26 protein-coding genes are annotated in these 20,648 nt (G+C 70.3%); 22 read left to right on the top strand and 4 right to left on the bottom strand.

Translation table 11 applies throughout. The features are described from left to right. The 12 genes from ACFY1U_RS08250 to ACFY1U_RS08305 all read left to right on the top strand — a co-directional run bounded on the left by ACFY1U_RS08250 (position 1) and on the right by ACFY1U_RS08305 (position 10,080). Complete coding sequence (locus tag ACFY1U_RS08250) at positions 1–1,245, top strand: CpaE family protein (RefSeq protein ID WP_390693292.1); 1,245 nt, start codon at positions 1–3, stop codon at positions 1,243–1,245. A gap of 5 nt (positions 1,246–1,250) precedes the next feature. Further along, a complete protein-coding gene (locus tag ACFY1U_RS08255) occupies positions 1,251–1,652 on the top strand; it encodes a pilus assembly protein (protein WP_390693293.1) in 402 nt (133 codons plus the stop codon). Position 1,653: 1 nt separating this feature from the next. Then, positions 1,654–2,025, top strand: coding sequence for a TadE/TadG family type IV pilus assembly protein (locus ACFY1U_RS08260; protein WP_390693294.1), 372 nt, complete (start codon positions 1,654–1,656; stop codon positions 2,023–2,025). 23 nt (positions 2,026–2,048) lie between these two features. Next, the gene (locus tag ACFY1U_RS08265) at positions 2,049–3,386 is read left to right on the top strand and encodes a CpaF family protein (protein ID WP_390693295.1); all 1,338 of its coding nucleotides are present in this window, start codon (positions 2,049–2,051) and stop codon (positions 3,384–3,386) included. Between the two features lie 10 nt (positions 3,387–3,396). Continuing rightward, positions 3,397–4,341 (top strand): type II secretion system F family protein, encoded by a 945-nt coding sequence (locus tag ACFY1U_RS08270; protein WP_390693296.1) that lies wholly within the window; start codon positions 3,397–3,399, stop codon positions 4,339–4,341. A gap of 46 nt (positions 4,342–4,387) precedes the next feature. After that, entirely contained in the window at positions 4,388–5,275 is an 888-nt protein-coding gene (locus tag ACFY1U_RS08275; protein ID WP_390693676.1) for a DUF5936 domain-containing protein, read from the top strand. Positions 5,276–5,294: 19 nt separating this feature from the next. Next, positions 5,295–6,848 (top strand): histidine kinase, encoded by a 1,554-nt coding sequence (locus ACFY1U_RS08280; protein ID WP_390693297.1) that lies wholly within the window; start codon positions 5,295–5,297, stop codon positions 6,846–6,848. A 49-nt stretch (positions 6,849–6,897) separates the two neighbouring features. After that, positions 6,898–7,839 carry a response regulator gene (locus tag ACFY1U_RS08285; RefSeq protein WP_390693298.1) on the top strand — a complete coding sequence of 314 codons (942 nt, stop codon included), beginning with the start codon at positions 6,898–6,900 and terminating at the stop codon, positions 7,837–7,839. Between the two features lie 160 nt (positions 7,840–7,999). After that, positions 8,000–8,197, top strand: a complete 198-nt coding sequence (locus ACFY1U_RS08290) for a Flp family type IVb pilin (RefSeq protein ID WP_390693299.1) — start codon at positions 8,000–8,002, stop codon at positions 8,195–8,197. Then, positions 8,197–8,796 carry a pilus assembly protein TadG-related protein gene (locus ACFY1U_RS08295; protein WP_390693300.1) on the top strand — a complete coding sequence of 200 codons (600 nt, stop codon included), beginning with the start codon at positions 8,197–8,199 and terminating at the stop codon, positions 8,794–8,796. The genes ACFY1U_RS08290 and ACFY1U_RS08295 overlap by 1 nt, the downstream gene beginning before the upstream one ends. Positions 8,797–8,830: 34 nt before the next feature. Next, positions 8,831–9,412 (top strand): hypothetical protein, encoded by a 582-nt coding sequence (locus ACFY1U_RS08300; protein ID WP_390693301.1) that lies wholly within the window; start codon positions 8,831–8,833, stop codon positions 9,410–9,412. A gap of 8 nt (positions 9,413–9,420) precedes the next feature. Further along, entirely contained in the window at positions 9,421–10,080 is a 660-nt protein-coding gene (locus ACFY1U_RS08305; RefSeq protein WP_390693302.1) for an OmpA family protein, read from the top strand. A gap of 95 nt (positions 10,081–10,175) precedes the next feature. On the opposite strand, the gene ACFY1U_RS08310 is transcribed toward ACFY1U_RS08305, so the two are convergent. Beyond that, on the bottom strand, positions 10,176–10,454 hold the full coding sequence (locus tag ACFY1U_RS08310) for a GntR family transcriptional regulator (protein WP_390693303.1): 279 nt from the start codon (positions 10,452–10,454) through the stop codon (positions 10,176–10,178). 193 nt (positions 10,455–10,647) lie between these two features. Between ACFY1U_RS08310 and ACFY1U_RS08315 the strand changes: the two genes are divergently transcribed. From ACFY1U_RS08315 to ACFY1U_RS08335, 5 genes are all read left to right on the top strand, one after another. Further along, a complete protein-coding gene (locus ACFY1U_RS08315) occupies positions 10,648–10,944 on the top strand; it encodes a hypothetical protein (RefSeq protein WP_390693304.1) in 297 nt (98 codons plus the stop codon). A gap of 98 nt (positions 10,945–11,042) precedes the next feature. Then, entirely contained in the window at positions 11,043–11,180 is a 138-nt protein-coding gene (locus ACFY1U_RS08320) for a hypothetical protein (RefSeq protein ID WP_390693305.1), read from the top strand. Continuing rightward, positions 11,177–11,371: a hypothetical protein gene (locus ACFY1U_RS08325; protein WP_390693306.1), complete on the top strand. Its 195-nt coding sequence runs from the start codon at positions 11,177–11,179 to the stop codon at positions 11,369–11,371. The genes ACFY1U_RS08320 and ACFY1U_RS08325 overlap by 4 nt, the downstream gene beginning before the upstream one ends. A 162-nt stretch (positions 11,372–11,533) precedes the next feature. Then, the gene (locus ACFY1U_RS08330) at positions 11,534–12,070 is read left to right on the top strand and encodes a Uma2 family endonuclease (RefSeq protein ID WP_390693307.1); all 537 of its coding nucleotides are present in this window, start codon (positions 11,534–11,536) and stop codon (positions 12,068–12,070) included. A 292-nt stretch (positions 12,071–12,362) separates the two neighbouring features. After that, positions 12,363–12,953, top strand: a complete 591-nt coding sequence (locus ACFY1U_RS08335) for a GNAT family N-acetyltransferase (protein WP_390693308.1) — start codon at positions 12,363–12,365, stop codon at positions 12,951–12,953. A 177-nt stretch (positions 12,954–13,130) separates the two neighbouring features. Here the strand turns inward: ACFY1U_RS08335 and ACFY1U_RS08340 are convergent, their stop codons facing one another. Beyond that, positions 13,131–13,856 carry an SDR family oxidoreductase gene (locus ACFY1U_RS08340; RefSeq protein ID WP_390693309.1) on the bottom strand — a complete coding sequence of 242 codons (726 nt, stop codon included), beginning with the start codon at positions 13,854–13,856 and terminating at the stop codon, positions 13,131–13,133. 103 nt (positions 13,857–13,959) lie between these two features. On the opposite strand from ACFY1U_RS08340, the gene ACFY1U_RS08345 reads away from it, so the two are divergent. Next, positions 13,960–14,808, top strand: a complete 849-nt coding sequence (locus ACFY1U_RS08345; RefSeq protein WP_390693310.1) for a LysR family transcriptional regulator — start codon at positions 13,960–13,962, stop codon at positions 14,806–14,808. A gap of 28 nt (positions 14,809–14,836) precedes the next feature. Here ACFY1U_RS08345 and ACFY1U_RS08350 read toward each other — a convergent pair whose 3' ends face one another. Beyond that, positions 14,837–15,211 (bottom strand): DUF192 domain-containing protein, encoded by a 375-nt coding sequence (locus ACFY1U_RS08350; protein WP_390693311.1) that lies wholly within the window; start codon positions 15,209–15,211, stop codon positions 14,837–14,839. 136 nt (positions 15,212–15,347) lie between these two features. Between ACFY1U_RS08350 and ACFY1U_RS08355 the strand changes: the two genes are divergently transcribed. The 3 genes from ACFY1U_RS08355 to ACFY1U_RS08365 all read left to right on the top strand — a co-directional run bounded on the left by ACFY1U_RS08355 (position 15,348) and on the right by ACFY1U_RS08365 (position 17,963). After that, positions 15,348–16,109 (top strand): prepilin peptidase, encoded by a 762-nt coding sequence (locus ACFY1U_RS08355; protein WP_390693312.1) that lies wholly within the window; start codon positions 15,348–15,350, stop codon positions 16,107–16,109. A 101-nt stretch (positions 16,110–16,210) separates the two neighbouring features. After that, positions 16,211–17,083, top strand: coding sequence for an LLM class flavin-dependent oxidoreductase (locus ACFY1U_RS08360; protein WP_390693313.1), 873 nt, complete (start codon positions 16,211–16,213; stop codon positions 17,081–17,083). 88 nt (positions 17,084–17,171) lie between these two features. Continuing rightward, positions 17,172–17,963, top strand: a complete 792-nt coding sequence (locus ACFY1U_RS08365) for a methyltransferase domain-containing protein (protein WP_390693314.1) — start codon at positions 17,172–17,174, stop codon at positions 17,961–17,963. A gap of 3 nt (positions 17,964–17,966) precedes the next feature. Here ACFY1U_RS08365 and ACFY1U_RS08370 read toward each other — a convergent pair whose 3' ends face one another. Next, on the bottom strand, positions 17,967–19,121 hold the full coding sequence (locus ACFY1U_RS08370) for a winged helix DNA-binding domain-containing protein (protein WP_390693315.1): 1,155 nt from the start codon (positions 19,119–19,121) through the stop codon (positions 17,967–17,969). Positions 19,122–19,769: 648 nt separating this feature from the next. Between ACFY1U_RS08370 and ACFY1U_RS08375 the strand changes: the two genes are divergently transcribed. Then, entirely contained in the window at positions 19,770–20,543 is a 774-nt protein-coding gene (locus ACFY1U_RS08375) for an isoprenyl transferase (protein ID WP_390693316.1), read from the top strand. The last annotated feature ends 105 nt before the right edge of the window (positions 20,544–20,648 follow it).

The raw sequence follows: 20,648 nt of genomic DNA on the forward strand, positions 1-20,648 counted from the left end.
ATGCCCACGAGGATCCTCCCGGCAGTCGGTGACGTGGACGCGGTCCGGTCCATCACGACACTGCTCAGCCAGCTCCCGGACGCCGAGCCGGTGACCCCGGTCGTCGACTCGACCCAGCTGGTCGACACCCTCGCGCGGCTCGCCGCCGAGTCCGTCGACGAGCTGCCCGAGGTCGTGGTGGTGCACGAACGGATCGGCCCGGTCCCGGCGCTGGAGCTCATCCGCGAGGTGGCCCTGCGCTTTCCCGCGGTCGGGGTCATCCTCGTCACCTCGGACGCGAGCCCCGGCCTGTTCCAGGCGGCGATGGACTACGGCGCCCGGGGCCTGGTGGCCCTCCCGCTCAGCTACGAGGAGCTGGCCAGCCGCGTCCAGGCCGTGGCGCAGTGGTCGGTGGGCGTACGGCGCCATCTCGGCTCCGGCGGTGACGTCTTCACCGGCGTCGGCGGCACCGTCGTCACGGTGAGCGGCGCGAAGGGCGGTGTGGGTGCGACCCTGACCGCCATCCAACTGGCGCTGGCGGCACAGGCCTCGGGGCGCAGCACCGCGCTGGTGGACATGGATCTGCAGACGGGGGACGTGGCCTCGTACCTGGACGTCCAGTTCCGCCGGTCGGTGGTGGACCTGGCGGCCATCACCGACATCTCACCGCGGGTGCTCGCGGACGCGGTCTTCCGCCACGACACGGGCCTCGCGCTGCTGCTCGCGCCGGGGGAGGGCGAACGCGGCGAGGAGGTGACGGACCGGGCGGCCCGGCAGATCGTCAGCGCCCTGCGCTCCCGCTACGAGGTCGTCGTCGTCGACTGCGGCGCCCAGCTCGGCGGGGCGGGAGCGGCGGCGGTGGAGATGGCCGACACGGCCCTGCTGGTCACGACACCGGACGTGGTCGCGGTGCGCGGCGCCAAGCGGACCGTACGGATGTGGGACCGGCTGCAGATCCGCAAGGCCGAGGAGACGACGGTGGTCGTCAACCGGCACTCGCGCGGTACGGAGATCCAGCCGCCGCTGATCCAGAAGATCACCGGTACGGCGGTCGCCGGGACCGCGATCCCCGCCAACTTCAAGGAGCTGCAGGGGGCGGTGGACGCGGGCCGGGTCCACGAGCTGGACAGCAGGGGCGCGGTGAAGCAGGCGCTGTGGGCGCTGGCGGGGGAGCTGGGGCTGGTCAAGGCGGTCGAGGGGGCGCAGCGGGGCGGGCGGTTCCGGGGGGACCGCGGGTCGGTGAGTTTCCGGCGGCGCAGGGACTGAGGGGGATGCGGATGCGGGCGTTGCCGTCGTTGTCCCCGGGGGAGCGTGACCGGGGTCAGGTCACCATCGAGTTCCTGGGCATGATGCCGACGATCATCATCACGCTGGTGGTGCTGTGGCAGCTCGTGCTGGTGGGGTACGCGTTTGTCCTTGCGGGGAATGCTGCGGACGAGGCGGTACGGGCGGGGACGGCCGCGAAGTACGACCGTGACGGCAAGTGCCGGCAGGCGGGGCTCGACAAGCTGGGGGGCGCATGGAGCGACGGTGCCGAGGCGGGCTGCACGACCGGGAACGGCTATGTCAATGCCGACGTCAGCATCAACGTTCCCGTCCTCTTCCCGGGCGCGATCAGCCTTCCGTTCAAGGTGCGGGGCCACGCGGGTGCCGTAGAGGAGGCGAAGAACTGAGATGCCGTACGCCCGCACGCTCCGCGACCGCGGACAGGTCGCCATCGAATACCTGGGGTTCCTGCCCATCCTGCTGATCGTCGGCATGGCGGTCGTGCAGCTCGGGCTGATCGCCTACACCGCACAACAGGCTGGTACGGCGGCCCGCGCCGGGGCGCGGGCGGAATCTCTGCAGCCGGGGACCGCCCAGGAGGGCTGCGCGAACGCCGTCAGCGACTGGCTGTCCGTCACCTGTGTCGCCGCGCCGAACGGCGACACCGTCACCGTGACCGCCACCGTCCAGATCCCGCAGTTCGTCCCCGGCTGGCACTTCGACCCCGCCAGGAAGACCGCGACCATGCCGCTCGACTCGACCCACTCGACCACCGGCTGACGCGGGAACAAGGAGCACCGACGATGAGCCTGCGCGCACGCATCAACACCCCCGAGGAGAACGGCCACCGGGGCGAGGACGGCCATCTGGTCGCCTCCTACCGGGCCAAGCTCCTGGAGGAGATCGACCTCGCGGAGATGAGCGCGCTGGCCGCGGCCGAGCGCCGCGCCCGCCTGGAGCGGGTGCTCGGGCACATCATCAGCCGCGAGGGCCCGGTCCTGTCGACGGTCGAGCGCTCGCAGCTGATCCGCCGGGTGGTGGACGAGGCCCTGGGCCTCGGCATCCTGGAGCCGCTGCTCGAAGACGCGTCGATCACGGAGATCATGGTGAACGGCCCGGACGCGATCTTCGTCGAACGAGGCGGCCGGGTGGAGCAGTTGCCCCTGCGCTTCCCCTCCCACGACCAGTTGATGCAGACGATCGAGCGGATCGTGTCGACGGTCAACCGGCGCGTGGACGAATCGAACCCCATGGTCGACGCCCGCCTGCCGTCCGGCGAGCGCGTCAACGTGATCATCCCGCCGTTGTCCCTCACGGGCGCCACCCTCACCATCCGCCGCTTCCCGCGCTCCTTCACGCTCCAGGAGATGATCGGCTTCGGCTCGCTGGACGAGCCGATTCTGTATCTGCTGGCGGGGCTGGTGCAGGCGAAGTCCAACGTGATCGTGTCGGGCGCGACGGGCACGGGCAAGACGACACTGCTGAACGCGCTGTCGGGCCTGATCCCCGAGACCGAGCGCATCATCACCATCGAGGACTCGGCGGAACTCCAGCTGCAGCAGAGCCATGTGATCCGGCTGGAGTCCCGCCCCCCGAACGTCGAGGGCAAGGGCCAGGTCACCATCCGCGACCTGGTGCGCAACTCCCTGCGTATGCGCCCCGACCGCATCGTGGTCGGTGAGGTCCGCGGCGGAGAATCCCTCGACATGCTCCAGGCGATGTCGACGGGCCACGACGGATCGCTGGCCACGGTGCACGCGAACAGCGCGGAGGACGCGCTGATGCGACTGAAGACCCTGGCATCGATGTCCGAGGTCGAGGTCCCCTTCGAGGCGCTGCACGACCAGATCAACAGCGCCGTCGACGTGATCATCCAGCTCACCCGCTTCGCCGACGGCGCCCGCCGCATCACCGAGATCGCGATCCTGGACAGCCATGGCAGCGAGCCGTACCGCCTGGTGACGGTCGCCCGGTTCAACGCACAGCCGATGGCCGCCGACGGCCGCGTCTACGGCGCCTTCGAGTACTTCCCGCTCCCACGCCGCACCGCGGACCGCCTCTACTTGGCGAGCCAGCCGGTCCCGCAGGCGTTCGGCGTCGCGGAGTCCGCAGCCCAGCTCGCCATCCGAGAAGCCAGGTAGGAACCGTCCGATGGATCTGCACACCCTAGTCCTGCTCACCACCGGCATCACCCTGCTGACCTGCGTCCTGGCGGTCCTGGGCCTGCACTCCTACGCCACCGGCAAGGCCCAGCGCCAGGCACTCGTCGACCGCCTCTCGGCCGCCGGGCAGCTACCGGTGGGCGTCCGCCGCCGGCGCTTCCGCAACCTGGACCGCCGACTGCGGCGTACGAAGCTCGGCAAGAAGCTGGAACTGCGGCTGGCGGCAACCGGCCTGGACATCACGCCGGGCGAGTTCTTCGTGTACATGCTGGCGACGGTGGCGGGCCTGTGGCTCGTCGGCGAGGCGTCCCTGGCGCCCTTCTTCGGCCCGCTGGCCGGTCTGCTGGGCATCGGGGTGGCGCTGCAGTTCCTGAACTGGCAGCGGCAGAAGCGGATCGAGAAGTTCATCAACCAGCTGCCGGAGCTGGCCCGGATCATGGCCAACGCCACCCAGGCCGGACTGGCCCTGCGCACCGCGATCGGCATGGCGGCGGAGGAACTGGAGGCACCGGCCGGGGAGGAACTCGCCAAGGTCGCCAACCAGCTGGCACTCGGCGCGTCCATGGACGACGCACTGGGCGAACTGGCCGACCGGCTGCCGTCGCGCGAGCTCGTCGTCCTCGTGACGACACTGGTGCTGTCGAACCGGGCGGGCGGACAGGTGGTCACGGCACTGCGCAACCTCACGGACACGCTGGAGGAGCGCAAGGAGACGCGGCGCGAGGTCCGCACCCAGCTCTCCCAGGTCAACATGACCTCGTACGCCGTCCCCGTGCTCGGCGTGGGCTCCCTGTTCCTCATGAACGGCGTCAAGCACGGCGCCCTGGACCGTATGACGGGCTCCTCGCTCGGCCAGGCCGCGGTGATCATCGCCTTCGCGCTCTACGCGGTCGGCTTCATCCTCATCCGCCGACTGTCCCGCATCGACGTCTGAGACGCCCGAGCGCTTTGAGAACTCTGGAGGGAGGACGACCATGGGACTGGGACTTCTGCTGGCACTGGTGATGGGCCTCAGCGTCGCGGGCATCTTCGCCGGTATCCGCATGTACCGCGCGGACGCCAAACTGCCCGGCGACCTGCTGCTCGCCCTGGAGGTGGGCTCGACCCGCACGGGCGCGGTCGACTCGCTCATCGACCGCCTCGGCATGCGCTACGCGCCCGCGGTCCTGCGCCTGATGGGCCCGAAGCTGGTCGCCAGGTACCGTCGCAAGATCGACCTGGCGGGCAACCCCGGCGGCCTGACCATCGACCGCTATGCGGCGCGTCGCGCGGTCTACGGCTTCCTGGGCGGCCTCGGCTTCCTGGTGTTCCTGCTGAGGGGCCAGTTCATCGTCGCCCTGATCCTGCTGGCCTTCGGCGCGTTCTGGACGGAGGTCGGCATCTGGTCGGCGATCCGCATCCGCAAGGACGTCATCGAGCGCACCCTGCCGGACTTCCTCGACGTGCTGGCGGTCGTGGTGAGCGCGGGCCTCGGCTTCCGCCAGGCCCTGGACCGGGTGGCCTCGAAGTACGAGGGCCCCTGGGCGGACGAACTGCGCATCACCCTCCGCCAGATGGACCTCGGCATGAGCCGCCGCCAGGCCTTCGCGGAACTGCGCCGCCGCAACGACTCCGAACAGGTCGCGATGTTCGTGACGGCGCTGCAGCAGGGCGAGGAACTGGGCGCACCGATCGTCGACACCCTCGTGGCCCTGGCGAAGGACATGCGCCGCACGGACGCGCAGAACGCCCGGCGCAAGGCGGCCCGAGCGGTCCCCAAGGCCACCATGATGATCACCACCTTCATGGTCCCGGCCACGATGCTCCTCCTCGGGGCCGGCCTGATCCTCGGCTCCGGCACCGACTTCGGCTCACTCACGGGCAAGTAGGGACGGGGTGGCGAGGACGATGGCGACGACGGAGGAACGCGCGGGACGCGGGGAGCGCACACGGCTGCTACGACGACGTCCGAAGACCCCGGAGATCACCACCCCACCGGCGGGCACGGTCCTGCCGCCCCACGCCCGCACGGGCGCCCACGACGTCCCGGTGACGTCGGCGACACCGCAGCTGCCCCCGGGGTGGGAACGGACGGACGCGCCGCTGCCCGCGTTGCCGGCGCAGCCGCACGTCCTGGGGCCGGCAGCCGCCGGGAGTGCCGGTGGGAACCCCGGCCCGGCCGAAGGCCCCGTGCCCACCCACCCACCTGCGCCCGACGAGGCACCCGTGCCCAAAGGCGTCACCCTCACCCTCCAGGTCAACGCCCTCCAGGCCATGTGCCGGCAGGTCTTCGGCTTCCGCCTCGCCATGATCGCCCTGGCCGCCCCCGCCGCCCTCCTCCACGCGGCGCCGGGCCTGGCCACCCGCCTCGTGGGCGCGGCGGTCGTGGTCACCTTCATGGGCTCCTACGTCCTGTTCAGGGACTGGGAGCGCTTCGGCCCCCTGCTCCTGCGGCACCCCACGCTCCTCGCCGTGGACATGCTCTTCGGCTCCCTGCTCCTGATCTCCGCGGGCCCGGACACCCCCCTCGCCTACGTCAGCGTCTGCACCCCGCTCCTGGCCGGCATCGTCTACGGCTGGCGAGGAGCCGCGGTCTTCGCGTCGCTCCAGTCCCTGATCCTCTTCTTCGTGCACGCGGCGGCGCGGGACCTGCACTCCGGCCGCCCCGCGGAGACCCTGCTCCTCCCCGGCCTGTGCGTGATCGCGGGCGCGGTCGGCTCGGCCCTGCGCAACCTCATGTTCCGCTTCGGCGCCGCGACGCAGGCCCTGACCACGATGCAGGCCAGGCTGGCGGTGACGGAGGCGGTCAGCGCCGAACGGGCCCGTCTGGCGAGGGAGATGCACGACTCCGTGGCGAAGACCCTCCATGGCGTGGCCCTCGCCGCGGACGGCCTGGCAGGCTCGGCGGGCAGCCCTCACCTCGACCCGAAGCTGGTCAAGAAGCAAGCCGAACTGGTCGCCCGCTCGGCCCGCCGAGCCGCCGCCGAATCCCGCGAGCTGCTGGCCGACCTGCGCCGCGAATCAGACCCGGACCACACGACCGACATCCTGGCCGAACTCGCCGCCCGCACGCGGGACTTCGCCTCCCGCACCGGCGTGCAGGCCGCCTGCCGTCCCACCGGCGACGAGGCCGTCCCGCCCATGCCGCCGGCCGTGGCCCGGCAACTCCTCACCATCGTCTCGGAGGCGATGGAGAACGCCCACCGCCACGCGGCCCCGACCCGGGTGGACGTACAGGCAGGCGTCCACGGCGGCCTCCTCCGCATCAGCGTCCACGACGACGGCCGCGGCCTGCCCTCCGGAACCACCCTCGAACAACTCCGCCAGGCAGGCCACTTCGGCCTGGTCGGCATGGTCGAACGCGCGACGTCGGTGGGCGCCCGCATCAGCATCGGCCGCGGCGCCCACACCAAGGGCACGGAGGTCTGCCTGGAACTCCCGCTGGCGGCGGTGACGACGTAGACATCGCGCCCACCCCCCGTCCTTCCCCCTCCCGAGAGGAGGCCGCCCGATGCCGGACCCCACGACTCCCCACCCAGGTCCCCAACAGCAGCCACCCCACAGCCCGTTCGAGGCGTCCCCGGCGCCCGCGTCGCTCAAGGTCGTGGTGGCGGACGACAACCCGGTCGTCCGCGCAGGCCTGACGGCCCTCCTCTCCGGCCGCGCCGACATCACCGTGGTGGCGGAAGCGGCAGACGGCCGCCAGGCCTACGAAGCGGCCCGCCGACACCGCCCCGACGTCATCCTCCTGGACGTCCGCATGCCCGGCGTGGACGGCATCTCGGCGCTGCCGCACCTGGTGCAGATCGCCCCGGTCGTGATGCTCACGTACAGCAGGGAGTCGGAGATCGTCCAGGAGGCCCTGCGCCGGGGCGCCGGCGGCTACCTGGTCCACGGAGAGTTCACCGCGGACCAACTGGTCGCGGCGGTATGGGACATCAAGGAGGGCAGGGCCCACTTCACGCCGACGGCGGCGGGGGCGCTGCTCGCGCAGCTCCGCCGGGCACAGGAGGAACTCCCCCTCCCAGAAGGTCTGGGTAGTGCATCTGCATACGAAAATGACCCCCCCGAGCATGCGCATGCATCTACTCAAAAACCCGCCCCACCAGCTAATTTCAAGGTACCAGGCACTTCGGCCTCCACTATTTCTTCAAAAAACCTTTCGCAGGTGCAACCGGGTGTGGGACAGTCGTCGTCTGGATGGGCGAGTGGCCGTCCGGTGGCTGCTCCCGACAGGGCAAGGTTCCAACTGAGCACGAGGGAGGCGGAGATCATGCACCTCATCGCGTCCGGAATGAACAACCAGCAGATCGCCGCCACCTGCTTCATCAGCGAGAAGACGGTCAAGAACCACATCAACCGCATCTTCGCGAAACTCCACAGCACCAGCCGCGCCGAGGCAGCCGCCAAATGGCTGGGCACGGCGCCCGGTTCGGGCCGAGGGGTGGGGTGACCTGAGATGGCGGCAGGGGGGAACGGGAGGCCGCGAGGTCGTGGCCGGACCATGCTCTGGGCCCTTGATTGGGCCCTGGGACCCTTCAGCGGGAGGGGTGTTGCACCGTACGGTTCTCGTGCCGAGAGCGGCACGGAGATCCGACCCGGAGGGGAACACCATGAGCAACTGGATCAACACCACTGTCGCGTACCTGCAGACCCGCGCCGCCCACAACGACAAGGGGCAGACGGCGGTGGAGTATCTGGGGATCATCGCGGTGGTGGTGGCGATCGTGTTGGCGATCACTGGTACGGACATCGGTCAGACGATCTTCAACGCGATCACGGACAAGATCACCCAGGTTACTGGCGGCTGATGCGGCCCCACAGATACGACGATGCTGGGCAGGCTTTCCCCATCTACATCACGGTGGTGGCGGGCCTGCTCTTTCTTGCGTTCGCGTACCTTGCGGTCGGCCAGGCCGCGGCGACTCGGAACGGCGCCCAGACTGCCGCCGATGCGGCTGCCCTAGCAGCAGCCCAGGACACCCGGGATAAGCTCGCTGGACAGTGGTTGGACGTCGTAGGCGACCCCACGAAGTGGCAGGACATCCTTGACGGCAACGCGGCGCAACTCAACGGGTGCTGGCGTGCCTACCAGCTTGCAGAGCAGAACGACTCACATGTGCTCGACGGGCGTTGCGTCCCCCAGCCGTTGGATCTGAGCTACACGGTCGACGTCGAGACGAACAAGTCTGTCGGCAACTCCATCGTCCCCGGTACGGAGAGCCGGCATGCGAAGGCGACAGCCAAGGCTGTGATCGAGCCGCTCTGTCAGCTCCCCGGGGGTGATACCCAGGGCAACCCACTGCCGAAGCTCACCTGCAAGGGCAACAGGATCTGGGACCTGAACCCGGATGACCCCGCCGGCCTGCCGGGTCCCAAGGACCTCTTCGACGTCCATCTGGCCGACTGACAAGCGAACGACGAGTGATGAAGGAAGCGGAGTCATGAGCATTCGGTTCACTGCGAAGGCCCGTAGGGGGATGGTCGCGTTGACCGTTGCGGCCGGTCTGGCCATCGGGGTGGCCGGTTGCGGAAGCGGTGGTGGCGACGGCAAGAAGCCGGACACGACGGCGTCCGCTTCCAAGGGCAGTGGATCAAACGCGAGTGCTCAGGAGGGGCAGTCGGACGAGCCCCTGGCCGAATTGAAGGGACCGGATGGCCTATCGCTTCAGATCACCTCGGCCAAGCGGGACTCGGGTGGATTCGTCACGGTCAGCGGAGTCCTGAAGAACGACAGCGGCAAGACGCTCACCCTTCCCGCACAGCTGAGCGGCAACGAGACCGAGATCATCAGGAATGGCCGATCGCTCGGCGGAGCCACGTTGGTGGACTCCAAGGGGAAGAAGCGCTACTACGTCCTGCGTGACACGGATGGCCGCCCGCTGACGACGACGGGCATCACCTCCGTCAAGTCGGGTGAAACCGTGCCCGTGTTCATGCAGTTCCCCGCCCCGCCCACGGACACGACCCAAGTTTCCTTCCAGCTGCCCATGTTCGCTCCTGCTGACATCGCGATCTCTGGGTGAGGCCGGCCATGACCGTCACCCACACCCCAGCCCGAGCTGGCGCACCCCGCCTCGCTCTCACCCTCACCGCCGCCTCCCTCATGGTCGCCACCAACCTCTTCGGCGCCGTGACGGCCCACGCGGACGACACCCCGAGCGTCCCGCCCGGCACTGAACCCTCTGCCTCGGCCCCGGTCAAAGTCGACCCCAACGACCCCGACCTCAAACTCCCCGAGGGCGCCACCCTCGCCGCCCCCAAGGTCCTGGACATCAAGTCCGTCGTGGAGGACCAGGGCGGCGAGGAACGCCGCGAGGACACCAACACCAACGTGACATTCGCCCTCCAGGCCGAGGTCCTCTTCAGCAAGGACAGCGCGAAGCTGAGCGACGAGGCGAAGTCCCGTATCGCCGCGATCGCGGACGAGATCAAGAAGCAGAACGCGACAAAGGTCCGTGTCTTCGGCTTCACGGACAACCTGGGCTCGGCGGCCCACGGCGACGTCCTCTCCCGGCAACGCGCCAACGCCGTACAGGACGTCCTGGACCAGGAACTGCACGACCCGAACATCACCTTCGAGGTACGCGGCTACGGCGAGCAGTACCCGATCGCGGACAACTCGACGGAGGCGGGTCGGAGGAAGAACCGGCGGGTGGAGGTCACGTTCCCACGGAGTGAGAGTGGCAACTGACGCAAGCGCAGAGACGTACAGGAACGAGCCGGGGCCCGTCCCATGCCGTCACAGGCGAGGGGCGGGCCCCGGTTGCCGTATGTCTGCCGCGCTCGTCAGCCATCAGCTTCGTCGTCTGAGGACGGGCTGGAGGGCATGGCGATGACGAACACACCTTTGCCCTGGACTCCCTGAACGGTTCCCTCGGCTTGCAGTAGTTCGATGGCGGACTTGATGGTGCGGCGGCTGACCACGCCCCCGGTCTCCTGCTCCAGTTCGTTCTGGGAGGGAATGCGGCGGCCGACCGGAATTTCGCCGCGTCGAATCCGCTCGCGCAGGGCTGATGCCAGCTGCACGTACATCGGAGTGATGCTCTCCCGGTCGATCTCGATCATGTCTCGAAGCGTAAAAGGCCGATCAGGGTCAGCATAGGTCCAGTCAGAACGTCATGGCGCGTGCCAAGACGTACTAAGTTGCCTACAGTTGCTGCGAGAGCAGACCCCCGCGACGGATACGAGCCGTCCGGGGGCATTGGCCACCAACCCCATGGAGGTTGACGACAGTGAGCATTATCCATGCCATCGCCCGGTGGATCCTGGGCGTCCTCGCGCCCGGCACGGCACGCGCAGGGCGAGCGCACGCCCTGCCACCGCCCGCGCCCCACAGGCGCCCCGCCCCACCCCTGTACGGCTTCCCGCCCACCGTTCCCCGTACGGCCTGCCCGTATCTCTCGACGGCCGAGCGACCGCTCCGATCCGCCCCTACGTGCTGGCGGCCGAGCGGGAGCGGGAGTGCGCCCGGAGGCGCAGGATCGCCCTCGTCCTGGCGGCGGACTTCGGCATCGACCTCGACCGGCACGTGGTCGGCGCGGAGAGGGCGGCGTGATGGGGGCGCCAGACCCGGGCGCAGAGCCGGAGCCTGGTCCGACCAGCGCGCGGCAGACGGGAACGCGACCGCCCGTACGGATGTGCGTGCGCTGCCAAGTGACCACCGAAACCCCGGTCGTGGTCTGCGTGGTGCACCAGAACTCGGGCCCCGGTTTCACCGTGTACGCCTGCCAGGCGTGCGCCCCGCACTTCCCGCCTGCTGACGCGTCCGCCCGTGCCTGGGGCGAACGGTGACGGCGCGCGGCATGGAGGACGCGGGTTCGCTGTCGGCGGAGTGCGCCCTGGCAGGGCGGGCCGGGTACGAGGACGTGCACGGCGCCTGCCGTCAGCTGCGGGACGTGCTGCTGCCGCACAGTCCGGGGCTGCTGCTGGAGAACCGGTGCGGTTGCGGCTGTCATCCCCCGGACGGGGAGGGCGAGCGGTGACGGCCGGACCTCGCCCCAACCGGGCGCTTCCCGGATCACGCTGCGCGAGTCCATGGCCGTGCCCCGCACCGGAGAGTGGCTTTCGCCCCCTGGAGGAAGGGGCAGGGCGGCTCGTCTCCGGCCAGCCATAATGCTCGTAGGAGGTGAACTGCCGTGTCCATCATGAGCGACCTGATCGAGCGGGGCGGTATCCCCGAGGGCTTCAAGGTCGAGGTCTTCGACGGAAGGGTGATCATGACCCCGCAGAGCCCGGAGCAGGACTGGACTGTCTCTGACGTCAAGGATGCCGTGAAGGCTGCGGGCATCGCTCGTGAGCGGGTCTTCGGCGACGTACTCATCACGTTTCCCGGCGAGAACGACGCCGCGCCGGACCTGACGATCGTCGGATTCGACGCCGAGCGGCGGAAGAACAGCTACTCCTGCATCGACGTGCTGGCGGTGGTCGAGGTCCCGTCCGAGCCGGAGGACGAGAAGGACTACGTGCGGAACGTCCGGAAGTACGGGCGTTTCGGGATCGACTTCTACATGATCGCCGACCCGTTCAAGCAGACGGTCACGCTGATGTCGGAGCCGCACGCCTCGGGGTATGGGCGGGTCGTCGAGATCCCGTACGGGCAGCCGGTCGGTTTCACTCTGGCCACCGGGGAGCGTGTGAAGATCGACACCAGCACGTTTCCCACGCGTGCTGCAGATGGGTGATGACGTCGGGTTCACCCCGGGGCGGGTCAGTCGGTGACACTGCGATGCAGGCGATGTCTGCTCAAACGCTGACTCCGGAGCAGATCAGGGAGCGGGACAACCGTACTCGCGCCCTGCTTGCCGAGCGTTTCGGGCATTACGTGGCGGACGAGGAGTCCGCGGAGATGCGGCGCAGGATGCGGGAGGCCACCGTCGCTCACCGGGCTGCCCCGGCAGGCGCGGAAGTGTCCCATGGAACCTGGCCGGTCGCTCACGGCGGAACCGCACATCGAGCCAGGCACGTCGTCTGATCGTGACGACTTCCCAGACTCTGCTGCGGACTGCCGCCCTCGACGACCTGGACCGGATCACCGACCTGCACACTCAGGCACGCACCGCGTACTACCAGGCGGGTGGATTCTCGGATGCGGATCTCACCTCTCCCGAGGCGCGTTCCCGTCGCCGGGAGATGTGGATGCGTGCCCTCCAGAGTGACACCACGACGGTGCTGTGTGCCGTGCGCGGAGGCGACGAAACCGTTGGCATCCTGGCGATGGGACCGCCGCTGGACCCTGACGTGGACGCCGCAACTGCCGGTCAGCTCTACCAGATCCATGTCCACCCCGGGAGTTGGGGCGAGGGGATCGGCAGTCAACTGCACGCGGCATTCGTGCAGCGGCTTCGAGGTGCCTCCCTGACGACTGGCGTGCTCGAAGCCTGGGAGCGCAACGGCCGGGCCCAGGCCTTCTACGCCCGGCACGGATGGAAGCCCGACGGGCGCCATCGGCCCGGCCCGGGTGACGCGAACTATGTACGCATGCGCCTCGAGTTGAGTCGCCTGCCCCGGGTGAGCAGCACTGTTACGCGAGGGCGACGATCGAATTCCCGAACGTGCGCAACCTGATGTGGGCCGACCAGGGAACACCTCCGGCCGTCGACGCCTTCGGGGCCAAGGACTTCGGTGGTATCGATGCGCTCTTCTGGAATGGTTCGGTTTTCCATGTGGAGGGGGACTGGGGAGCGATTGACGTGGCGTCGGCTCCACCTGTCGTCAGGACTTGGCCGTAGGCGCCGCGTCACGTCACCACGGCACCTCCCCCGCGTCCTCGAAGAACCGACCCGTCGGGCCGTCGTCCGGCAGGGTCGCGAGGTGGATGGCGATCGCCGCGCCCTGTTGCGGGGTGCGGACGCCGCGGAAACCGTTGAGGTCGGTCGCGCAGTAGCCCGGACAGGCCGCGTTGATCAGGATGTTCGTGTCGCGCAGTTCCCGGGCGTACTGGACGGTGACGGCGTTCAGGAACGTCTTCGAGGGCGCGTAGGCAACGGCGATCGGGCCCGTTTCGGTGCCGGGAGTGGTCTGCCGGGTGAGGGAGCCGACGCTGCTGGACATGTTCACGATCCGCGGCGACGCCGACCGGCGCAGCAGAGGCAGCATCGCGTTGGTGACGCGGATGACGCCGATCACGTTCGTCTCCACGGCCGCCCGCACCGTGTCGAGGTCGACCGTGGTGGGCGTCTGCGGCATGCCGCCGGTGATCCCGGCGTTGTTGACGAGCACGTCGAGGCGTCCGGCGCGGTCCTCCAGCAGCTCGGCGGCGGCGGCCACGCTCGCGTCGTCGGTCACGTCGAGCGGTACGCCGAACGCGTCCACGCCGGCCGCGTGCAGCTTCGCCACGGCGGACTCGCACCGCTCCTCGTTCCGGGCGGCGACACCGACCCTCCAGCCGAGGGCACCCAGCCCGGCCGCGATCTCGTAGCCGATTCCCTTGTTCGCGCCGGTCACCAGCGCGATCGTCTGTTCGCTCATGCGTCAATCCTGTCCGGGCAGGGCGGGGGCAGGCCAACACCGATCGGGTGGGCAGCGATACCGCACGGGTATCGATCCCGTTCCCTGTCGGTACCCTTGCGGTGTGGAGACGCGTGAGCTGCGGTACTTCGTCGCCGTCGCCGAGGAGCTGCACTTCGGGAGGGCCGCACAGCGGCTCGGGATCGCACAGCCCCCGCTGTCGCGGACGATCCGCCAACTCGAACGGCGCCTCGGGGCGGATTTGCTGGAACGCACCAGCCGCACGGTCACCCTGACCGAGGCCGGATCGGTGCTCCTGCGGGAGGCCCGCGCGGCGCTGGACGCGGTAGAGGCCGCCGAGCGTCGCACCAGGCGCGCCGCCCTCGCCGCGGGCGGCCAGGCCGGAGTGGTCCTCGCCTCGAAGGCCGGAGCGTCCAGCGAGCTGCTGGCGAAACTGCTCGACACCTACGCCGCCGAGCCCGATGCGGCCCCCGTCGAGGTGCTCCTGTGCGGAATCGGCGAGCAGGAACGACTGCTGCGCGACGGCCGGGCGGACGTGGCCCTGCTGCACCTGCCGTTCGACGCGACGGCAGGGCTCGACACCGAAGAGCTCTGCACGGAACGACAGGTCGTGATCCTGCCGGCCGGGCATCCCCTCACCAGCCGGCCCCATGTGCAGATGGCCGACGTCACCGGGTTGCCCGATCTGCCGATGCCGCGCTGGCCCGGCCGGGACGGCAAGTACCCCGACGGACCGGGACCGCAGGCCCGGGACCACGCGCAGTTGTACCAGCTGATCGCGCTAGGCCGCGCCTGCTGGATCGCGCCGGAGTCGAGCCGGGCCCAGCTGCGCGACGACGTCGTCGCCGTGCCGGTGCTGGACGCGCCGAAGGTCACGACGGTCATCGCCTGGCCACCGCACAGCCGCTCCCGGGCCGTCGCGGGCCTCGTCCGGACCGCGACACGTCTCTAGCAGAACCGCCAGAAAGGCGCAGGCCCTCTCAGCCGCCGACCCGCACCTCCACCCGGGCCCCCACCCTGACCCCCCACCCCCGCATCGCCCCGGCCTCCGACTCCAGCACATGCCGCGCCCGGGCCCGGAGCAGCCCCAACCGCCAGGGCTTCATGGTGACCACGGCGACGACGGTCAGGTCGCGGTCGAGATAGGCGACGTCGATGGGCATCCGCATCCGGAACGTGTGCACGCTGTTGGCGGGGGAGAGCAGCATCGCCCCGTCGACCGAGTCCCGCCCCAACAACCCCTTCGTACGGGCGCGGTAGGAGGTGGCGATCTCCAGCGGAACGGCGACGGCACCCGCGCCACCCTCCGTACGTACGATCAACTTCCCTGGACCGTCGGCCCATTGCCGCCTCATCCCGAGGCCACCTCCCACCGCCGCCACCGTCTGCTGCCTGGAACAGAACGTATCCGCTCCGCTCCGCACGGGAGTAGGCCCCCATGGGGCCCAGGGACCCATGCCGCCCGGCCCGCGCCGGGCATAGGGTCCCGCCGTGCGCACACTCCTCACCCTCGTGGCGGCCCTGTGGGGCGCGGGAACGGGCCTGCTCCTGCCCCGCGCCGCCCACCGCTTCTCGGTCGGCCCGGAGCAGCCGTGGAGCGACCGCTGCCCCGGAGGCCACCGGATCACGGGCGCCTTCTCCGGCTGGCTGGGCAGGGCGGACTGCCGACAAACCGAAGCGGCGGAGGGGACAGAGGTGTGCGGTCCGTACGGCCCGAGCGCGGTGGCCGTCTCCACGGCAACCGCCCTCGCCTGTACGGCCCTTGCCGCGGCGGCCGGGCCCCACCCGGAGACGGCCGTATGGGTGCTCCTCACCCCCGTGGCGGTCCTGCTGACCCTGATCGATCACCGGGTCCATCGCCTCCCCGATGTTCTGACGCTGCCGCTGGCCGCCACGACCGCCGCCCTCCTGGGTGTCGCCGCCGCCCTCCCCTCCGCCACGGGATCCTGGCCGACGGCCCTCCTCGGCGGCCTGACCCTCGGCGCCGCCTACCTCGTCCTCTTCCTCGTCAACCCGTCCGGCATGGGCTTCGGCGACGTGAAACTCGCCCTCGCCCTGGGCACGGCCCTCGGCTGGTACGGCTGGCAGATCCTGCTGACGGGGGCTTTCGCGGGCCTTCTGTACGGCTCGGTGTACGGCTTCGGGATGGTTCTCGCGCGCCGCGCGGGCCGCAAGTCCGCCATTCCGCTCGGCCCGTTCATGATCGGCGGGGCGTTCACGGGGCTGCTGCTGGGCGCATTCGCGGTCTCCTGACGGCGGACCACCGTGCGGGTGAGTGTGCCGCGCGTACGGTGCAAAGGCGGCGGTGAATAAAGCAGTTGTCCGGTTCGCGCCCGCCCGGATAGGAAGAACGCATGACTGGACTCGGTGCCGTGTTCCGCCCCCAACTGCCTCCCGAGCGCCTCAGGGACGTCGCCCGCCTCGCGGACGAGAGCGGCCTCGAAGAGCTCTGGCTCTGGGAGGACTGCTTCCGGGAGGGCGGGATCTCCACCGCCGCTGCCGCCCTGGCCTGGACCGAGCGGCTCCGGGTGGGCGTAGGGCTGCTGCCCGTGCCGCTGCGCAACGTCGCCATCACCGCCATGGAGACCGCCGCGCTGCACCGGATGTTCCCGGGGCGCGCCGTCGTCGCCGTCGGGCACGGGGTGCAGGACTGGATGGGGCAGGTCGGGGCGCGGGTCGAGTCGCCCCTCACACTGCTCCGTGAACACCTTGTCGCGCTGCGGGCCCTGCTGGCCGGTGAGCGGGTGACGACCGAGGGGCGCTACGTCCGGCTCGACGACGTCGCGCTCGACTGGCCGCCCGCCGGACCCGTGCCCGTTCTGGCCGGCGCCACCGGGCCGCGTTCGCTGCGACTGGCGGGGGAGGCCGCCGACGGCACCCTCCTCACCGCGTCGACCACGGCCGACGGCGTACGGCGGGCCCGTCGCCTGATCGACGAGGGACGGGAGCCGGCCGGTCGGACCGACCCGCACCAGGTGGTCGTGTACCTCCTCACGGCAACCGGCCCCGACGCCGCCGCCCGGCTCCACGCCGAACTGGCCGAAGAGGGCCTCGACCCCGTCCCCGACCTGGGGGTCGCCGGAGACGCCGCGGCCGTGGCGAAGGCGGTACAGCGGCTGGCGGACGCAGGCGCCGACAGGGTGATCCTGCAGCCGACGGGCGACGAGCCCGACCCCGAGGGCTTCGTACGGTTCGCAGCAGAAGAGGTCAGACCGCTAGTTCCATGACCTCCGGGGGACGATGTCCGCTGCGGTTCGGCAGCGCCCCTTTCAGGGGCGCGGGGAACTGCGCGACCAGCCACGACGGAGCCGCAGAATGCACTGCAGAGAACCCCACCGATTCGAGGCCCTCCTGGCAGAAGGCGTAGCCGTACCCACCGAAGGTTGGGATTTCTCCTGGTTCAAGGGCCGCGCCACAGAGCAGCGGCCCTCCTGGGGCTACGCCGTCTCCCTGGCAGACCGCCTCACCGCGGCCACCGCCGCGCTGGACCTCCAGACCGGCGGAGGCGAGGTCCTGCACTTCGCCCTCGGCCGGGCCGAGAAGACCCCGGCGCTCCTCGCCGCGACCGAGGGCTGGCCGCCGAACGCCGCCAAGGCCACCGCCCTGCTCCGCCCCCACGGCACCGTGGTGGTCGCTGTGCCCGAGGACGCCCCGCTGCCCTTCGCGGACGGCGCCTTCGACCTGGTCAGCAGCCGGCATCCGGTCAGTCCCCCGTGGGCTGAGATCCAGCGCGTGCTGGAGCCCGGAGGCACGTACTTCGCCCAGCACGTGGGCCCACGCAGCGTCTTCGAACTCGTCGAGCAGTTCCTCGGCCCCCTGGGACCGGAGATCAGCGCCGACCGCCACCCCGACCACGAACGCGCCCGTGCCGAAGCCGCAGGCCTGGAGATCGTCGACCTGCGCGCCGAACGGCTCCGCGTCGAGTTCCACGACATCGCAGCCGTCGTCCACTTCCTCCGCAAGGTGATCTGGATGGTCCCGGACTTCACGGTCGAGGCGTACGAGGACCGGCTCCGCGCCCTGCACGAACAGATCGAGGCCGAGGGCCCGTTCGTCGCGCACAGCACCCGCCACCTCTTCGAGGCCCGCAAGCCGCACCACCGGTGAGCCCTATGCGTGCGCTCCCATCGTCACCTCCCCGATCACCAACTCGACTTCCGCCTCCAGCACTTCGCCGACCCGCTCCACCTGCTCGCCCAGCTCCCGCTCCTGCCGCGTCGTCAGCCGCCCGAGCGGCTCCACCGTGACGGTCGTACGACGTCCGCGGCGCCGCTGGTGCCACACCCCCGCCACCACACCGTCCACCAGCAGCAACGGATAGTTGCCCGCCTGGCCGCCCGCCAGCGCGCGTGCGTAGGCGGCCCCCGGGAACAGCAGCTCCCGGGGCTGCGCGGCGATGCCGTACGCGTCGAAGTACGGCAGCAGACGGACCCCGGGCACCCGCCCCTCCGGGAACTCCGTGTCGCCCGCCATGACCCAGCACCCCCTCGCCCCCTCGAAGACGACTTCCTCGATCTCCCCCGCCCCGGCGAGCGTGCCGAACAGCTTGACGGCCCAGCCCCCGGGCGCCGCCAGCCACTTGGCGAAGTTCTGCGGGGTCGCGGGGCCGTACGCGCGCAGGTAGCGGCGTACGAGCTCGCGCACCGCCTCGTCCGGCGGCAGCGGGGTGAAGCGCGGCGGGCGGGTGTACGTCACCTTGCGGCCGCGGTTCGGGCCGAAGCACAGGGCGCCGGACTGGCCGGACCGGTGCAGCACCTGCCGCCAGCGCGGCCACAGGTCCTGGAACGCGGGCATCACCCGGTCGCCGGCCCAGGAACCGGTACGGGCGACGACCTCCTCGCTCAGCTCGTCGATGGTCAGGGAGACTCCTTCCAGGGCGTCCCCGATCGCCGCCACGATCTGCTGCGCCTGCTCCTCGGTGACCCGTACTGCCGGCGCGAACGGGCTCGCGGCGGACGGTACGGCGGGCAAGGCCGAGCACCACAGGGGCAGTTCGCGCGCGGGCAGCAGATGTACCGTCCCGCGCGGGCCGTGCGTCTTCACCAGCGTCCGCTCCTCCCACAGCGCGGCGCGCACATCGGCCCGGGCCGTCCCGGCCGTCCGCACCCCCACCGACACCTCGGCCGCCGACGGCACCTGCGCATGCGCGGCGAGCATCGCGCCGACCACATCGGCGACCGCCGTGCCCGGCCCGGCAGGGTTGGCCAGGAACTGCCGTTCCAGTCGGCGGGCGCTCGCCTCGTTCCAGCTGATCCTCAGGGTCATGGGACGACCGTATGATCCAAGCAGGACAGTTTCTGTCCTAGATCGAGGCCCGGTGTGCGGAGGGGGGCGGTTTCCACATCGTTATCCCCTCGAGTCGATTCAAGTCCCATGGGTCACGTAAGTTCAGACCAAGGTAATTCGCGTGAGCAAAGCTGCGCGGCGGCACCGCGCAGTGGAGGGGGCTGCGCGGTGCCGTATCCACGTCAAATCGGCGTTCGCGGGCCGGGTCACCCGGCTGGGGGAAGCGAGGGACAACTCGCCGAACAGGGTCCAAGATGCGGCAAACCCTCCGGATCACTCCGGTTCCCGCACGTTTCCCCTGGAAATCCGCTGTGATCCGGCCATGAGCCCGCCATGAAAGTGCCTCTCCAAGGCCATCGGCGCGTCGTCGTTCGAATTCGGAGAGTAGTTGTGGCACGCCGATGCACCCAGCAGCACTTACGAAGGGTTATGGTGGAAACCCCCCCTCGGGCCGGTCCGTCTCCCCCCCACGGACCGGCCCGTTTTCTGTGCGCCCCACCACCCCTTGGGGGAGCCGTGGCGGAGCCGGGGGTAGGCTTCGCCTCCGGGGACCGCCATACGGACAGGATCGCCCTCCACACTCCTGGGCCGCGCCTGTCCGATCCGTACGGAGGGGCTGACAATCACGTGAACCTGCGCGACAAGCTGCGCGGCCTGCTGGTCAGGCTGTACGCACGCCGGGTGGAAGGCCACCTGGACCACGCTCAGGTGCCGGGGCACATCGGCGTCATCATGGACGGCAACCGACGCTGGGCGAAGGCCGCGGGCTCCTCCACCGAGCACGGCCACCGGGCCGGTGCCGAGAAGATCGAGGAGTTCCTCGGCTGGTGCAGCGAGACGGACGTCGAGGTCGTCACCCTCTGGCTGCTGTCGACGGACAACTTCGACCGGCCCCAGGAGGAACTCGGCCCACTGCTCGGCATCATCGAGGACGTCGTGAAGACCCTCGCCACCGACGGCCGCTGGCGGGTGCACCACGTCGGCACCCCCGACCTGCTCCCGCCGCAGATGCAGACCACCCTGAAGGAGGCCGAGGAGGCCACCGCCGGCATCGACGGGATACTGGTCAACGTCGCCATCGGATACGGCGGCCGCCAGGAGATCGCCGACGCGGTGCGCTCGATGCTCCTGGAGGCCCAGGACAACGGCACCTCGATGGAGGACCTCGCCGAGGCCGTCGACGTCGACATGATCGGCCGCCACCTCTACACCGGCGCCCAGCCCGACCCCGACCTGGTGATCCGTACCAGCGGTGAGCAGAGGTTGTCCGGATTCATGCTCTGGCAGACCGCGCACTCCGAGTACTACTTCTGTGAGGTCTTCTGGCCGGCCTTCCGCAAGGTCGACTTCCTGCGCGCCCTGCGTGACTACGCGGCGCGACACCGGCGTTACGGCGGCTGACACGCCGTACCCCTCCGAAGGGCGCGGGAGTACCCCGATTTGGGGCATCCGTAACAAGGAGTTCACCAGGGTGCCGTCATATGCGTCGGCATGGTGACGCATGTT

The sequence above is a fragment of the Streptomyces sp. NPDC001351 genome (genome assembly GCF_042896045.1).
In the GTDB taxonomy this organism is placed as follows: Bacteria; Actinomycetota; Actinomycetes; order Streptomycetales; family Streptomycetaceae; genus Streptomyces.

Excerpts from the sequence above, each read along its gene's own strand:
- ACFY1U_RS08250 (WP_390693292.1), top strand. The coding sequence starts at position 1 with ATGCCCACGAGGATCCTCCCGGCAGTCGGTGACGTGGACGCGGTCCGG.
- ACFY1U_RS08255 (WP_390693293.1), top strand. The coding sequence starts at position 1,251 with ATGCGGATGCGGGCGTTGCCGTCGTTGTCCCCGGGGGAGCGTGACCGG.
- ACFY1U_RS08260 (WP_390693294.1), top strand. The coding sequence starts at position 1,654 with ATGCCGTACGCCCGCACGCTCCGCGACCGCGGACAGGTCGCCATCGAA.
- ACFY1U_RS08265 (WP_390693295.1), top strand. The coding sequence starts at position 2,049 with ATGAGCCTGCGCGCACGCATCAACACCCCCGAGGAGAACGGCCACCGG.
- ACFY1U_RS08270 (WP_390693296.1), top strand. The coding sequence starts at position 3,397 with ATGGATCTGCACACCCTAGTCCTGCTCACCACCGGCATCACCCTGCTG.
- ACFY1U_RS08280 (WP_390693297.1), top strand. The coding sequence starts at position 5,295 with ATGGCGACGACGGAGGAACGCGCGGGACGCGGGGAGCGCACACGGCTG.
- ACFY1U_RS08285 (WP_390693298.1), top strand. The coding sequence starts at position 6,898 with ATGCCGGACCCCACGACTCCCCACCCAGGTCCCCAACAGCAGCCACCC.
- ACFY1U_RS08290 (WP_390693299.1), top strand. The coding sequence starts at position 8,000 with ATGAGCAACTGGATCAACACCACTGTCGCGTACCTGCAGACCCGCGCC.
- ACFY1U_RS08295 (WP_390693300.1), top strand. The coding sequence starts at position 8,197 with ATGCGGCCCCACAGATACGACGATGCTGGGCAGGCTTTCCCCATCTAC.
- ACFY1U_RS08300 (WP_390693301.1), top strand. The coding sequence starts at position 8,831 with ATGAGCATTCGGTTCACTGCGAAGGCCCGTAGGGGGATGGTCGCGTTG.
- ACFY1U_RS08305 (WP_390693302.1), top strand. The coding sequence starts at position 9,421 with ATGACCGTCACCCACACCCCAGCCCGAGCTGGCGCACCCCGCCTCGCT.
- ACFY1U_RS08310 (WP_390693303.1), bottom strand. The coding sequence starts at position 10,454 with ATGATCGAGATCGACCGGGAGAGCATCACTCCGATGTACGTGCAGCTG.
- ACFY1U_RS08330 (WP_390693307.1), top strand. The coding sequence starts at position 11,534 with ATGAGCGACCTGATCGAGCGGGGCGGTATCCCCGAGGGCTTCAAGGTC.
- ACFY1U_RS08340 (WP_390693309.1), bottom strand. The coding sequence starts at position 13,856 with ATGAGCGAACAGACGATCGCGCTGGTGACCGGCGCGAACAAGGGAATC.
- ACFY1U_RS08350 (WP_390693311.1), bottom strand. The coding sequence starts at position 15,211 with ATGAGGCGGCAATGGGCCGACGGTCCAGGGAAGTTGATCGTACGTACG.
- ACFY1U_RS08360 (WP_390693313.1), top strand. The coding sequence starts at position 16,211 with ATGACTGGACTCGGTGCCGTGTTCCGCCCCCAACTGCCTCCCGAGCGC.
- ACFY1U_RS08365 (WP_390693314.1), top strand. The coding sequence starts at position 17,172 with ATGCACTGCAGAGAACCCCACCGATTCGAGGCCCTCCTGGCAGAAGGC.
- ACFY1U_RS08370 (WP_390693315.1), bottom strand. The coding sequence starts at position 19,121 with ATGACCCTGAGGATCAGCTGGAACGAGGCGAGCGCCCGCCGACTGGAA.